Annotated in this window: 15 protein-coding genes; 12 read left to right on the top strand and 3 right to left on the bottom strand. The window is 38.0% G+C overall.

Features of this window, described 5'->3' with window-relative positions:
* The first annotated feature begins 13 nt into the window (after nucleotides 1-13).
* The 6 genes from argB (at nucleotide 14) to AC1Z3T_RS16965 (ending at nucleotide 5,298) form a co-directional block, all read left to right on the top strand.
* A complete protein-coding gene (gene argB, locus AC1Z3T_RS16990; RefSeq protein WP_004828038.1) occupies nucleotides 14-922 on the top strand; it encodes an acetylglutamate kinase in 909 nt (302 codons plus the stop codon).
* Nucleotides 923-1,088: 166 nt separating this feature from the next.
* A complete protein-coding gene (locus AC1Z3T_RS16985) occupies nucleotides 1,089-1,874 on the top strand; it encodes a GNAT family N-acetyltransferase (RefSeq protein WP_100884610.1) in 786 nt (261 codons plus the stop codon).
* A gap of 211 nt (nucleotides 1,875-2,085) precedes the next feature.
* Nucleotides 2,086-2,934, top strand: coding sequence for a class II glutamine amidotransferase (locus tag AC1Z3T_RS16980; RefSeq protein WP_009585828.1), 849 nt, complete (start codon nucleotides 2,086-2,088; stop codon nucleotides 2,932-2,934).
* Between the two features lie 284 nt (nucleotides 2,935-3,218).
* Nucleotides 3,219-3,674: a bacteriohemerythrin gene (locus tag AC1Z3T_RS16975; protein ID WP_004828043.1), complete on the top strand. Its 456-nt coding sequence runs from the start codon at nucleotides 3,219-3,221 to the stop codon at nucleotides 3,672-3,674.
* A gap of 200 nt (nucleotides 3,675-3,874) precedes the next feature.
* Nucleotides 3,875-4,957 carry a hypothetical protein gene (locus tag AC1Z3T_RS16970; RefSeq protein ID WP_483396804.1) on the top strand — a complete coding sequence of 361 codons (1,083 nt, stop codon included), beginning with the start codon at nucleotides 3,875-3,877 and terminating at the stop codon, nucleotides 4,955-4,957.
* A 17-nt stretch (nucleotides 4,958-4,974) separates the two neighbouring features.
* Nucleotides 4,975-5,298 carry an RnfH family protein gene (locus tag AC1Z3T_RS16965; RefSeq protein ID WP_151751636.1) on the top strand — a complete coding sequence of 108 codons (324 nt, stop codon included), beginning with the start codon at nucleotides 4,975-4,977 and terminating at the stop codon, nucleotides 5,296-5,298.
* A gap of 81 nt (nucleotides 5,299-5,379) precedes the next feature.
* Here AC1Z3T_RS16965 and AC1Z3T_RS16960 read toward each other — a convergent pair whose 3' ends face one another.
* On the bottom strand, nucleotides 5,380-5,778 hold the full coding sequence (locus AC1Z3T_RS16960; RefSeq protein WP_004828048.1) for an outer membrane protein assembly factor BamE: 399 nt from the start codon (nucleotides 5,776-5,778) through the stop codon (nucleotides 5,380-5,382).
* A 112-nt stretch (nucleotides 5,779-5,890) separates the two neighbouring features.
* On the opposite strand from AC1Z3T_RS16960, the gene fur reads away from it, so the two are divergent.
* A complete protein-coding gene (gene fur, locus AC1Z3T_RS16955; protein WP_004828050.1) occupies nucleotides 5,891-6,328 on the top strand; it encodes a ferric iron uptake transcriptional regulator in 438 nt (145 codons plus the stop codon).
* Nucleotides 6,329-6,402: 74 nt separating this feature from the next.
* Here fur and AC1Z3T_RS16950 read toward each other — a convergent pair whose 3' ends face one another.
* Nucleotides 6,403-7,521: a PilT/PilU family type 4a pilus ATPase gene (locus AC1Z3T_RS16950; RefSeq protein ID WP_004828052.1), complete on the bottom strand. Its 1,119-nt coding sequence runs from the start codon at nucleotides 7,519-7,521 to the stop codon at nucleotides 6,403-6,405.
* Between the two features lie 27 nt (nucleotides 7,522-7,548).
* Nucleotides 7,549-8,586, bottom strand: coding sequence for a type IV pilus twitching motility protein PilT (locus AC1Z3T_RS16945; protein ID WP_005030845.1), 1,038 nt, complete (start codon nucleotides 8,584-8,586; stop codon nucleotides 7,549-7,551).
* A 445-nt stretch (nucleotides 8,587-9,031) separates the two neighbouring features.
* Between AC1Z3T_RS16945 and AC1Z3T_RS16940 the strand changes: the two genes are divergently transcribed.
* From AC1Z3T_RS16940 to AC1Z3T_RS16920, 5 genes are all read left to right on the top strand, one after another.
* Nucleotides 9,032-9,724, top strand: coding sequence for a YggS family pyridoxal phosphate-dependent enzyme (locus tag AC1Z3T_RS16940; protein ID WP_208474907.1), 693 nt, complete (start codon nucleotides 9,032-9,034; stop codon nucleotides 9,722-9,724).
* A gap of 449 nt (nucleotides 9,725-10,173) precedes the next feature.
* Nucleotides 10,174-11,007, top strand: a complete 834-nt coding sequence (locus AC1Z3T_RS16935; protein ID WP_208474908.1) for an undecaprenyl-diphosphate phosphatase — start codon at nucleotides 10,174-10,176, stop codon at nucleotides 11,005-11,007.
* Nucleotides 11,008-11,185: 178 nt separating this feature from the next.
* Nucleotides 11,186-11,971, top strand: coding sequence for a hypothetical protein (locus AC1Z3T_RS16930; protein WP_058971182.1), 786 nt, complete (start codon nucleotides 11,186-11,188; stop codon nucleotides 11,969-11,971).
* Nucleotides 11,972-12,202: 231 nt separating this feature from the next.
* The gene (locus tag AC1Z3T_RS16925; RefSeq protein WP_151712783.1) at nucleotides 12,203-12,958 is read left to right on the top strand and encodes a hypothetical protein; all 756 of its coding nucleotides are present in this window, start codon (nucleotides 12,203-12,205) and stop codon (nucleotides 12,956-12,958) included.
* A 91-nt stretch (nucleotides 12,959-13,049) separates the two neighbouring features.
* A complete protein-coding gene (locus AC1Z3T_RS16920) occupies nucleotides 13,050-13,448 on the top strand; it encodes a hypothetical protein (RefSeq protein ID WP_042089392.1) in 399 nt (132 codons plus the stop codon).
* The last annotated feature ends 26 nt before the right edge of the window (nucleotides 13,449-13,474 follow it).

Here is a 13,474-nt window from a genome sequence, read left to right as displayed (position 1 = left end):
TAAGGAGAGACGAATGCCACACCAGCACACTGGCATCGACAAAGCACAAATTTTGACAGAAGCTTTGCCGTATATTCAACGCTTTTCAGGTAAAACGCTAGTTGTGAAGTATGGTGGTAACGCAATGACTGATCCTGCATTGGAAAGTTCATTTGCGCGCGATATTGTCTTGCTGAAGACCGTCGGATTAAATCCAATTGTTGTACATGGTGGTGGTCCGCAAGTGGATTCATTATTAAAACAGTTAGGACGTGAGTCTGATCGTATTGATGGTATGCGTGTAACTGATCCAGCAACCATGGAAGTGGTTGAAATGGTTTTAGGTGGCAGCGTGAACAAATCAATCGTCAACTTGATCAATAAGCATGGTGGTCGCGCAATTGGTTTAACAGGTAAAGACGGTAATTTATTACGTGCCAAAAAGCTGTTGATGGAAAAAACTCAAGATGATGGTACAGTGACCCAGATTGACTTAGGTCTTGTGGGAGAAGTGACTGGTGTAAAGACCGATGTCTTGGAAATGTTTACACAAAGTGATTTTATCCCAGTGATCGCACCGCTTGGTGTGGATGAAGATGGTCAAACTTATAATATCAATGCAGATTTAGTGGCGGGTAAAGTTGCAGAAGCTTTAGGTGCTGAAAAACTGATCTTGTTGACCAATATTAGCGGTGTTTTAGATGAAAATAAAAATCTACTCACTGGACTCAGTACACAAGAAGTTGATCGCCTGATCGAAACAGGGGTGATCTATGGTGGCATGATTCCAAAAGTAGGCTGTGCTTTAGATGCCGTAAAAGGTGGGGTGGTCAGTGCACATATTGTTGATGGTCGTGTACCTCATGCAACATTATTAGAAATCTTTACTGATCATGGTGTGGGTACTTTGATTACCAACCGCTCAAAGTCCAATCACGCATAAATCTACTTTGTCTGATCAAAGCCAGTGTTTTTACACTGGTTTTTTATTGGAGGAGGGATTTATCCCCTATGACCGTTTGTAGTGTGTTTTGAAATGGTCATTTTTTCGTCATATAAGTGTCATGTGGATTGCCTAGTGTAAGTAAAAGCTCAAGGAGTCTAAAAATATGTTCGCAAAATTAAATCAGTATCGTCAGAACTTCCAGAACTTCAATTTACCTTTGCCTAAACCTAAAAAAGCACAGTCACAATATAAATTTGAATGGGTTGAAGACCTTAAACAGCTTAAAGAAGTACAAAAATTCCGCGCAGTACAATTTGCAGATCAGTTTGGTATCCACTTTGAAAATGGTTTAGATCAAGATCTTTACGATCTTGATTGTGAACATGCCGTACTAAGAGATAAGTGGAGCAATGAAATTGTTGCTTATACCCGTTTAAAATTGATCCAAGGTCATGAGCTTGCGCGTAGTTATAGCGCGCAAGAATTTGATGTTTCACAGTTCTCAGACCTATCAAATATTGTTGAAATTGGGCGTACCTGTGTCCATCCTCGCTATCGTAATGGACGTGCGCTGTCGATACTTTGGTTAAATCTAGTTCCTACAGTACTTTGGAAAATGAAAGCCAAACATCTGATGGGCTGTGTCAGCATTCGTTTGGAAGACAATAAAGCACGTGCTTACTACACTCACCAACATCTTAAAAAAATGACGGCTAAGCAATCAATTGATGTTAAGGCTAAACCCGCTTTTGAACCGAGCCATCCAGAATACAGTTTTCCACAAGATGAAAGAATTCCAAAACTATTTGATGTGTATTTGAAAATGAATGCACGCTTATCAAAGCAGGCATATCATGATGAAGCATTCAATTGCTTGGATTATTTTGTATTTCTCGATGTCAATGAAGTCGCAAAAAAATTCGTACTCAATAAAATGGTTAATCGCTAAGTTTAAATGATCAAAGGGTACTGCCTAATTTTTTATACTTGCCGATGAAGTATGAAAGCCTAAAGATATCCTTTTTTTTCTTTCAATGCCCAATTTCACTCCTTTGGTCTAATATCCGCTTGTATGCTGTTATTTTCAGTTATTGAGATTTGCAAGCGGAAGCGGAGTCATGCACAATATTCTTATAAATAAAACGCTGTATGAATACGCTATGTGCCAATTGCTTGGAATGAACTGTGCTGCACCCACCGATATTACATTTTCGTTTCGTGGGTTTTCTCAACGTGCAGGAATAACCTCTGATCATTCTGATGGGTTTGGTATTGCTTTTTTTGAAGATAAAGCTTGTCGTTTATTTGTGGATAATCAATCTGCAGTCGTATCGCCAATTGCTGAGTTGGTACGTAATTATCCGATTAAATCACGCAATGTGATTGCACATATTCGTAAGGCGACACAAGGTAAAATCACTTTAGAAAACTCGCATCCTTTCATTCGTGAATTGTGGGGGAGACAATGGATTTTTGCACATAATGGCGACTTACTTAATTTTCATCCGCATTTGTCGGGGCGCTTTACGCCTGTAGGCAGTACAGACAGTGAATTGGCATTTTGCTATTTACTCGAACAGCTGGTTTTAAGATTTGGTTATTTTGAGCCAAGTCTAAATGATATTTTTGCTTTACTAGAAGAAATCTCTCCTAAAATTGCAGAATATGGGACTTTTAATTTCTGTCTTTCCAATGGACAAGCATTATTTAGTTATGCGACGACCAAACTGCATTGGATTGTTAGAGAGTATCCTTTTAAATATGCACGTTTAATTGATATTGATGTCGATATCGATTTTAGTCAATTTACCACCAAAGAAGATCGTGTAGCTGTAATAACAACAGAACCGTTGACTCAAAATGAAGTATGGACAGCTTATAAACCAGGTGAAATGATTTTATTTAAAGAGGGGAAGGTGATAAAAACTGCAACCACTCATGTCGAGCGCTTGGTGCGTGAAGCTGCTGACCCGAGTTTAGTCAGAATAACCAAGGCAGATCAGCATTAGTTTAATATTAATTGATGAGTTGAAATAACTATGTATCTAATCTAATGAATTAAACCTATAAATAGATAATTAAATCATCTATAAAATCATTTGAATTTTAATATTGGTTAAAAAATATCTTACTCTTTTAGTTTGATTAATAATATTAATTTAATATAAACAATAACTTAAATAATAATGCGGTTTTTTTAATGAATCCCGAGTAATACGGTTCATTTTTATTTGACTTGATTCTCGTTAATATGGATTTTAAAGGTCAAGACATTATTTTTTAAGGTGATCGTATGAAGATGAAATGGATTCCAGAATATAATACTGGTATCGATGTGATTGACGATCAACATAGAAGGATTTTGGATTACATCAATGAAATTGATGAAATTGGTATAGCAACGGATCGTGTTCGTATTAAACAAATACTCGATAATATTATCGACTATACGCAATCACATTTTACATTTGAAGAAAGTTTACAAGAAGAAGCAGGTTATAAATATCGTGTTCCTCATAAACGTGTCCATGATTTATTTATCAAGCGTATAGAAAGTTACCGTGAAAGTTTTGAGCAAGGTCATTCAATTGAAAAAGAATTACATGAAGTCTTGTCTAAATGGTTAATTAATCATATTCAGCACGATGACGCTGATTATGTTGGAGCTGTGAAATTAAATATGATGGGGATCATTAAAGAAAATGAAAAGAAAAAAGGCAAGAATTGGTTTGCACGATTTTTTTCATAACCTCATGCTGATTTCAGCCTAAGTTATGGAAATGACCCGCTCTCTAATTAAAAAAATTCAGAGGGGATAAAAAGAAATAAGAGCGATTATAAAAAAGTCTAGCGCAGCAAATCATCGAGGGGTGATTTGCTTTTTTCTTTTAAGCTTTGATTTTCAGCATCGACAAAGGCAAAATAGCAGAACTTTTTACGAAACACCTCATGCAGGATAATTCTATGTCACGATGGTTATCGCCGCTCATGGCATTTTGTTTATCATTCATGATTATCGCAGGCTTAGCACCAAGTCTGGGTATTCAAATTGATCGACAAATTGATTTTTGGATATTGTGGTTAGTGTCAATGCTGATTTTGGCATTGCCGATTACCTATTTAGAGGTTGCTTTAGCAAAACGCTCTAAAACAACCGCATTAAATGCCTTGTCTAGCTTAACTCGTGACGCAGATGCATCACAATCCTGGCGTATTGTAGGATGGTTGGCAGTCATTTTTATTCCATTCTTAGCGGGTGGCATACTTTCAAATATTAGTGCTAGTGCTGTACATATTGCTCAACTTCCAGTTGCGCCACATTTGATTTTTGTTGGCAGTGCTGTGGTTGCTTTTGCATTATCTTTTGTTCCGCGTCAGTTCTTGGTCGGTTTAACAACAGTTGGCGTACTGGTTTCATTGGCTTTGGCTCAGGTTTTTGGAACAGGTTTGCAGACTTGGCATGTGACGCCTGTTGAGTTTAAAGAGTGGGGTAATGCCACAATTTTAGCTTTAGTTGCAACAGGGTTAGGTCTTGGGTTGTATTGGCAAACAAGCTTGCTCAATGTCCAACAGCACAATGAGGCAAGCAAAACCGCTTTACCGATCTGGATTGCACAATTGATTGCAGTAATAGCATTTGGTTTCTTCGCTGTTTCATCACAAATTCCAGCTTATGCATTATTATTTACTGCGATCATTTCCGCTGCTCTATTATTACAATTGAGCAAAGAACAGTTAGTGCAACGCCAAGTGGCTGTGGTAATTCAATTTGCTGTGCTTTTGGTGGCATTATTTATTTGGGCGATTCCAAACATTTCGATGATATTTAATCCATTGTTAATGATCTGGGGGTTGTTGATTTGTTTGATTTATTCAATATTTGTGGGTTGGATGATGAAAATCAGTCACTTACGAAAAGCAATTAATTTTAGTTCAGAAGGCTTTTATAATATTTGGCGTATTGCAGTGCGTATCATTTTACCTTTAGCCATTTTAATGGCATTGGTTGCATATATCGGACAATTTATTTAAGGGTATTGGTGAATCAAGTGGCTAAAATTTGGGTAGCATATGCTACCGAAAAGCAACAATTTCACATTGAGTTACAATTTTCTCTGGGCATGAGCGTTGCTGATGCAATTGCCCAAAGTGGTCTGGCGGAGCAAGTAGAATTGCCTGAAAATTTTAGTTTTGGCATCTTTGGTGTCAAGATTAAAGATCAAGCACATTTGTTAGAAGCTGGTGATCGTGTTGAAATCTATAGAGCTTTAACCATTAATCCCAAAGACATTCGTCGTAATCGCGCCAAAGCCAATCCTGTTGGGCGTTATTGCCGTGGAAATCGTTATCAGCAATTACTCTTCAAATCTTAAGCGATTATAGCTAATCGCTTTAAACAATTGAATGCATATGAAAAACCCCTCAAAGAGGGGTTTCTTTTTATGACAAAGTGTCTATAGTGGGGGCGCATTCAATATTGCTTCTTTAGAAGCGGGTAAACCGGGTTGTGACTCAGGAATGGTTTCCAAACCTTCGATTTTGTTTACAATACCTGATTGATCAAAATAAACCTTTAAGTGTTGACCATGTGCTGCTGGAATTTTTGCTTTTTTTGCATAAGTTCCAGGGATATAGTTGTAAATGTAATCCCAACGTCCAGGATTCATTGGATCTGAAATTGTTGGGCTACCCAGTAAGAATCTCACTTGCTGGTAGGTCATACCGACTTGAATTTTTGAAGCTTGAGCTTGGGTTAATGGTGTTCCTTGAGGTATATCAACTTTGTATACTCCAAATACAGAGCAACCACCAAGTAAAGAAGCGACGAATAACGTCAGCATGATTTTTTGCATTTTGCTACACTATCCCAAATTAATTATGATGCAATTGATCCAAGGATAGATCATACTGCATCTCAACTCTGTTGCATATTCCAACTTAAAATTTGTTGAGAGACCTTTTTATATGCCTATTTCAAATCAAGATTTACGCAAAGCTGGACTTAAAGTTACCCTACCACGAATCAAGATTTTGGAATTATTAGAAAATTCAAGACAACACCACTTGAGCGCGGAAGACATTTATAAAACATTACTCGAACAAGGTGAAGATGTTGGTCTAGCGACCGTATATCGTGTGTTAACACAATTTGAGGCTGCTGGAATTATTCAGCGTCATCATTTTGAAAACAATCATTCTGTTTTCGAAATTATGCAAGAAGATCATCATGATCATTTGGTTTGCCAAAATTGTAATAAAGTCGTTGAATTTACTAATGATATCATTGAGCATGAACAACATACAGTTGCTGAGAAGCATGGTTTCCAGTTAACTGGTCATTCTCTAAATCTATATGGTTATTGTGATGAGCCTGAATGTCAGGAAGCTTATCGTAAGCGTTAAAATCACATAAATACAACAAATGAAAAGGGAGCTTTTAGAAGCTCCCTTTTCATTTTTAAAGATTTTGTGTTGCTTTATTGCCCATCAAAAGTCAATTTGCTGTTGGCATTCAATAACTGCGCGCCACCTTCTTCATCCAATTTGATTTGTAGACGTAAATCATTTGGTGAGTCTGCATGTTTCAACGCATCTTTGTAGGTAATCTGACCAGCTTTATAAAGGTCAAACAAGGCTTGGTCAAAAGTTTGCATACCCAATTCGCGTGAACGTTTCATCAAATCTTTGATTTCATGTACATCACCTTTACGGATGAGATCTGAAACGAGTGGTGAGTTGATCAGAATCTCAATCGCTGCACGACGCGAGTTACCATCTGGTGTTGGAATTAATTGCTGTGCGACCATAGCTTTAAGGTTAAGAGATAAGTCCATAAACAATTGGCTATGACGGTCAGATTCAAAGAAGTGAATAATGCGGTCAATGGCTTGGTTGGCATTGTTGGCATGTAGTGTCGCAAAGACCAGATGTCCAGTTTCTGCAAAGGCAATCGCATAATCCATTGTTTCACGGGAACGAATCTCACCAATCAGAATAACATCAGGTGCTTGACGCAAGGTGTTCTTCAAGGCAATTTCAAAAGAGTCAGTATCAATACCAACTTCACGTTGGGTGATGATACAGCCAGCATGTTCGTGAACAAATTCAATCGGATCTTCAATGGTGATGATATGACCTTTGGAGTTCTGATTGCGATAGCCAATAATCGATGCAAGAGATGTGGATTTACCGGTACCTGTCGCACCAACAAAGATAATGATGCCACGTTTTGTCATGGCTAGATCTTTGAGTATAGGTGGAAGTTTTAACTCTTCCATGGTTGGAATTTTAGTTTCGATACGACGCAAAACCATACCTGGCATATCACGTTGTTGAAAAGCGCTGACACGGAAACGGGCAGTTTTATCTCTGTTGGTAATGGCAAAGTTACATTCGCGCGTATCTGCAAATTCTTTGCGTTGCTTCTCACTCATGATTGAGTTGAGCAATTGCATGATGATTTCGCCGTTTAACTTGGTTTTTACCACAGGGACGATTTGACCATTAATTTTCATTGATGGTTCTACATCTGCGGTAATAAACAAGTCGGATGCTTTCTGCTCAATCATCATATTGAGCAAGTCATTAAAGTCCATCTTTTAAGCCTCAATCGTCCATCTTATTTATAGAAATGATTCTGGTTGTTTTGCGACATTTCGCGCAACTTGAGGACTAATTACACCTTTGGCAACCAGCGCTTTTAAGCTTTGATCCAGTGTGGTCATACCATAGTTTGCACCAGTCTGAATTGCTGAATACATCTGTGCAACTTTGTTTTCACGAATCAGGTTACGAATTGCAGGAATACCGATCATGATTTCATGTGCAGCAACACGTCCACCGCCATTTTTCTTTAATAGAGTTTGAGAAATAACAGCTTGTAATGATTCAGAAAGCATGGCACGCACCATGTCTTTTTCTTCGGCAGGGAATACATCAATCACACGGTCAATGGTCTTCGCTGCGGAAGTAGTATGCAGTGTACCAAAGACCAAGTGACCTGTTTCTGCTGCGGTAAGTGCAAGGCGGATAGTTTCAAGGTCACGCATCTCACCGACAAGGATAATGTCTGGATCTTCACGCAGTGCAGAACGTAGCGCCTCGTTAAAGCCATGTGTATCACGGTGCACTTCACGTTGGTTGATCAAGCACTTTTTAGATTGGTGTACAAATTCGATTGGATCTTCGACAGTTAAAATATGGTCATAACGATTGTCATTGATGAAGTCAATCATCGAAGCCAAAGTGGTTGATTTACCAGAACCTGTTGGACCTGTAACCAAAATTAAACCGCGTGGTAAGTCACAAAGGTCTTTAAAGATTTGTCCTAAACCAAGATCCTCCATAGTCAGGACTTTGGATGGAATGGTACGGAATACCGCACCTGCACCACGGTTTTGGTTAAATGCGTTAACACGGAAACGGGCAACGCCTGGAACTTCGAAAGAGAAGTCAGTCTCTAATTGTTCTTCAAAATCTCGACGTTGTTTGTCATTCATGATGTCATAGACCAGTCTATGAACTTCTTTATGTTCCAATGCTGGTAAATTGATACGGCGGACTTCACCATCAACACGAATCATCGGTGGCATACCCGCTGAAAGGTGTAAGTCAGACGCACCATTTTTAACGGAAAACGCCAATAATTCTGTAATATCCATAATGTCCCCGAATAAAATCTCTTAGCCTAGGGTAAAGAGCGTTCATCTATGTTGCTGACGATCTTAGTGTTTTTGGTTCTTCTGCAGAAACTACGAAATGGCGTTATTCTAAATGATGAGAAACCATATTTCGCAAAGTAACGTTTTAGCAGTAAAAAACACCTCGGTTTCTCGTTTTGTCATACATTAAGAACAAAGTAATGCTTTGTTCTTGCAACAGTTATGGCTAAAATTATTTCAAACTGCGTTATGAAATTTTGAAATAGTTTTGCTATTCTTTATATTTCACTCATGGTTTGTTTAATTTTTGCCTGCCACGTACAAGCCATTGATGAACAATCAACATACCCTGATTATTTTGTAGAATAATAAGGCTTTTCACTCAGCATAACCAACAATTTAATTGCTTGGAAGCTGAAATTTTTATGAAATGAGAACCCCGTCAATGAATGATCTAAATCAAGCTCGAAATCATGTTTTAGCACAAATTCAGGATGCCTGCTTGGCTGCAAATCGAGATATGGGACAGGTCCAGTTATTGGCGGTTTCTAAAACACATCCAAGTCCATTATTACGAGAAATGTACAGCACAGGGCAACGCTCGTTTGGGGAAAATTATTTACAAGAAGCCTTGGATAAAATTGAAGATTTAAAAGATTTGGATATTGAGTGGCATTTTATCGGTCATGTACAACGCAATAAAACCAAGCATCTTGCCGAAAAGTTTGCATGGGTGCATGGCGTAGATCGTTTTATAATTGCTGAACGTTTATCGAAACAAAGAGATGTAACTCAAGACCCTTTAAATATCTGTTTACAAGTGAATATTGATGCACAAGACAGCAAAGATGGCTGTCAGCCTGAAGAAGTTGTTGAATTGGTCAAGCAAATCAGCCTGTTGCCGAATTTAAGGTTAAGAGGGCTGATGGTGATTCCTGCACCACATCACACTGAAGCATTTCAAGATGCCAAGCGGTTATTTGACCAAGTTAAAGTGTTCCATGTTCGTCCTGAAGATTGGGATACCCTGAGTATGGGAATGTCAGGAGATCTGGCAGAAGCAATTGCTGCAGGCTCAACAATGGTTCGGATTGGTACAGCATTATTTGGCGCACGAGATTATTCCAATAAAAACTAACAAGATATTTAGGGTCTGTTGACAATTTGTCTATGTTTGCGACTACGTGTGTTTTTTAGGCGATTCTAGGCACGAAATACGAAATTTAGTCATTCTAAATAAGTAGTTCGTAACAACGAATCGGCAAAAAACACACTAGTCCCCGCTGCGCCTTGCGCTGCAAACAAAGCAGTGCTTTGTTCTTGCTCAGGGTTGTGGCTAAAATTATCTCAGACTACGTTATGAAACTTGAAAATAGACTCGTTATTCTCTTCGTTTCCTTGCGGAGTATACTCCTCATACCTGCTCAATTTTAACCTACAACGCAAGCCATTTATGAAATGTCAACAGCCCCTAAGCTCTCATACTGAAATTGGCGTTCTGACTTTGTAATGGTTTAAGTTTATTTTAATTTAGTTTTAATGCTGTAAACGTATAAGGCAAACATCATTTTAAACCTGAGAGCATTGATGACTATTTTTCATGTGCTTATTCTTGCCATTATTCAAGGCTTGGCAGAGTTGCTTCCTGTATCCAGTTCTGCCCATGTCATTTTGGCTGAAAAATTAATGGGCTTTGATCCTTCTGCACCTGATATGACTTTTCTCTTGGTCATGTTACATACAGGTACAATGTTTGCGGTCATTGTTTATTTCTGGGCATCTTGGCGTAGAACATATTTTTCATCCATCACTAATTTTAAGAAACAAGCAGGTTTTATTATTCTTGCCACAGCCATTACCGGCATACTTGGATTAACCCTACAAGCCTTGATTAAACATGTGTTTTTTGCAGGGGCAAATCACTTTGAAATAGAACAGTTATTTAGTAATTCAAAATTAATGGCTGCTGCATTAGTCTCAGCAGGGATATTGATTATTTTATCTGCGCGATTAGATCGTGGACAAACTGGTGAAATCAGCTTGAAAAGTGCGGCATGGATTGGTGCGATACAAGCTTTATGTCTACCATTTCGAGGTTTTTCACGTTCTGGTGCCACCATTTCAACAGGATTATTTTTAGGTGTTGCTCGCCAAAAAGCGGAAGAGTTTAGTTTTGCGTTGGCTGTAGTGCTTACACCTGCTGTGATTGTTAAAGAGTTTTATCGTCTTATGCATGCGGAGAACTTTCAAAATATGCATTTAACTCAACTCCTTTTTCCGAGTGTATTGGGAATGGTGTTTAGCTTTATTGCAGGTCTTGCTGCTTTAAAGTGGTTATCTAGCTGGCTAGAACATGGACGTTGGCAGCTGTTCGGTTTTTATTGTATTGGCTTTGCAGGTGTCGTTTTGGCACTGGGCTAACAATAATCTGATCACGATAAAATAAAAAATAGGTTTTTTGTTTAGGATAACTATATCAATATATTTGTCCTAAACAATTGAATAGCTCGTTTAAAATATATTCTACAATTTTCGATGCACAGCACTTGTTAAGTTGACTATACTTAGTGAAATAAAATTTAGAAACTGGAAATAGAATATGAATAAATCCAAAATGTTATTGTGGTTGTGTCTTTGTGTTTTAATCAGCGCCTGCAGTACAACAAAGTATTCGCCATCAAACGATGCCATAAGTTTAGAGACAGAAGCTGTACCTTCAGCCAAACCAGCGCCTAGACCTGCAAGTACAACATCCAAACAAAATCAAGTGCGATCAGAAGAACGTTTGGGGACAAAATGGGGCGATGATCTAAATTCTTATGTGACCCAAGTGGATTTAAAACGTTTAAGCAATCGTCCAATTGATGAAACTCAAATTCGTTATGCCAATAAGCAATTTTCGGGACGTAATATTAACAGCATTTCTCTGGCAGCTGGCAAAGTGAGTTTTTCTGTTGTAGATGATCGTGGTCGAATTTTACCACTTTACCGTGATGGACAAAATTATTACCTTTCAGCGATAGATGGGCAAAGCTATCAACTTCGCTATTCAAATACCAGCAATCAAACATTTGAAATTGTCGCAAGTGTGGATGGTTTAGATGTTTTAGATGGCAGCCGAGCTTCACGTTCAAATAGTGGTTATGTGTTACGACCATACAGTTCATTTGCAATTGAGGGGTTTAGAAAGAGTAATTCTTCAGTCGCTTCATTTACTTTTAGTCGCCCTAAAGATGCATATGCCGCTAATTCTGCAAATGGATCTATTCAAAATACCGGTGTGATTGGAACGGTGGTGTATGAATTAAAAGCACCTCAATATCAGCCTGCTAAAAATTCAAAGGATGGCTATGCACCTGCTCCTAATGCTTTTCCAGCAGATTAAGTGATTGAGTTTAGGCAAACTATAGGTTTTATAACATCCTAGAATGCGCTAGGATGTTATAATGTTACACAATTGCAATAATTAAAAAATAGTACATCAAGCACTGCTCAGTTATGATGTGGCTGATAATAATCTAACTGAAACATCTTTCTAATTGTTCAATGTTATTGAATAAATACAAGACATTATAATGATTGGAACGTAACTTATTACTTTAAAATAGGTTTGATAATGAAAAATATAAATATATTTCTCTGCCTTTTGCTGTGTATTTTTCTTGCTGCTTGTGCGAAAAAAACAGATGAAAGTTCATCCAACTCATCGGCTGAAACGACCAGTACCGATGCTGCTGCTGAAGCTGCCAATAACCAAGTCTCCGCTGATGAAAAATTGGGTACGAAGTGGGGTGATGAAATTGATTCCAAAGTGACGGAAGTGCAGTTAAAACGTAAATCTGAAACGTCATTGGCTGAAACAATGGTGCAATATGCTGATAAAAATTATCAAGGAAAATCAGTGAATTCGATTTCCATGGCGGCAGGAAAAATTAGTTTTTCTGTGGTCGATGATCATGGTCAGTTCATTCCCATGTATCGTGTGGGGCAAAAATATTATTTGTCAGGGCGTGAAGGGCAAAGTTATCAATTACAGTATGAAAATAATACGGGTAAGACCTTTGAAATTGTTGCCAGTGTTGATGGTATTGATGTAATTAATGGCAGTGAAGCTTCTCGGAGCAATGCAGGTTATGTATTGCATGCGCATGACACCTTGAAAATCGAAGGTTTCCGTAAGAGTGATTCTGCTGTAGCATCTTTTACGTTTAGTAAGCCTAAAGATGCTTATGCTGCTAATTCTGATCAAGGCTCTATTCAAAATACAGGTGTAATCGGTACTGTAGTGTATGAGTTAGAAGCACCAGAAGAAAAGGCGAAACCTGTAAATAAATATGCGCCGCCACCCAATGCATTTCCAGCAGATCGATAAATTATCTTTTCAACGAGCATAGGGCATTCGTGAAAACAGCCTATGCTTTTAAACACTTAAACTCATTAATAAACAAAAGAGTCAATATATAATGAAATTAGTCAAAGTTTGTGTAATCACTTTACTGGGTATGGCTTCCATACAATCATTTGCCAATCCAATCGAAGATCAATATAAATCCCTTATTGCAACACAACCGAGTTATGAAAAATTTCAAAAGAACTTTGATACGATTTTGGGAAAAATCGAAGAAATTACTGATCGTGCAACTCAAACACAGGATCGGAAGGAACTTTATCCAATGTGTGTCGCCATTCAAAGTTCAATCGCTGTATTAAAAAATAATCAAAAATATAAAGTACAGTATGACCGAGATTACAAACAGTTTGATACCACCTTTGATGAAACCCTCGAAACAGCAACCCAAGGCTTGAGTGATAAAAAAGAAATTTGTGATCAAGCCAAAAAAGAATATTTAGCAAATCAATGAATACATTAAATCGAGTTTGAGGAGGG

This window comes from Acinetobacter sp. B-6 (genome assembly GCF_056930735.1).
Note: the sequence above shows the minus strand (reverse complement) of the source record. Positions and strands in the feature narration are given on the sequence as shown.

What these genes read in the sequence shown, in the direction of transcription:
- argB (WP_004828038.1), top strand. Translation starts at nt 14, where the DNA reads ATGCCACACCAGCACACTGGCATCGACAAAGCACAAATTTTGACAGAA.
- AC1Z3T_RS16985 (WP_100884610.1), top strand. Translation starts at nt 1,089, where the DNA reads ATGTTCGCAAAATTAAATCAGTATCGTCAGAACTTCCAGAACTTCAAT.
- AC1Z3T_RS16980 (WP_009585828.1), top strand. Translation starts at nt 2,086, where the DNA reads ATGTGCCAATTGCTTGGAATGAACTGTGCTGCACCCACCGATATTACA.
- AC1Z3T_RS16975 (WP_004828043.1), top strand. Translation starts at nt 3,219, where the DNA reads ATGAAGATGAAATGGATTCCAGAATATAATACTGGTATCGATGTGATT.
- AC1Z3T_RS16970 (WP_483396804.1), top strand. Translation starts at nt 3,875, where the DNA reads ATGCAGGATAATTCTATGTCACGATGGTTATCGCCGCTCATGGCATTT.
- AC1Z3T_RS16960 (WP_004828048.1), bottom strand. Translation starts at nt 5,778, where the DNA reads ATGCAAAAAATCATGCTGACGTTATTCGTCGCTTCTTTACTTGGTGGT.
- fur (WP_004828050.1), top strand. Translation starts at nt 5,891, where the DNA reads ATGCCTATTTCAAATCAAGATTTACGCAAAGCTGGACTTAAAGTTACC.
- AC1Z3T_RS16950 (WP_004828052.1), bottom strand. Translation starts at nt 7,521, where the DNA reads ATGGACTTTAATGACTTGCTCAATATGATGATTGAGCAGAAAGCATCC.
- AC1Z3T_RS16945 (WP_005030845.1), bottom strand. Translation starts at nt 8,586, where the DNA reads ATGGATATTACAGAATTATTGGCGTTTTCCGTTAAAAATGGTGCGTCT.
- AC1Z3T_RS16940 (WP_208474907.1), top strand. Translation starts at nt 9,032, where the DNA reads ATGAATGATCTAAATCAAGCTCGAAATCATGTTTTAGCACAAATTCAG.
- AC1Z3T_RS16935 (WP_208474908.1), top strand. Translation starts at nt 10,174, where the DNA reads ATGACTATTTTTCATGTGCTTATTCTTGCCATTATTCAAGGCTTGGCA.
- AC1Z3T_RS16930 (WP_058971182.1), top strand. Translation starts at nt 11,186, where the DNA reads ATGAATAAATCCAAAATGTTATTGTGGTTGTGTCTTTGTGTTTTAATC.
- AC1Z3T_RS16925 (WP_151712783.1), top strand. Translation starts at nt 12,203, where the DNA reads ATGAAAAATATAAATATATTTCTCTGCCTTTTGCTGTGTATTTTTCTT.
- AC1Z3T_RS16920 (WP_042089392.1), top strand. Translation starts at nt 13,050, where the DNA reads ATGAAATTAGTCAAAGTTTGTGTAATCACTTTACTGGGTATGGCTTCC.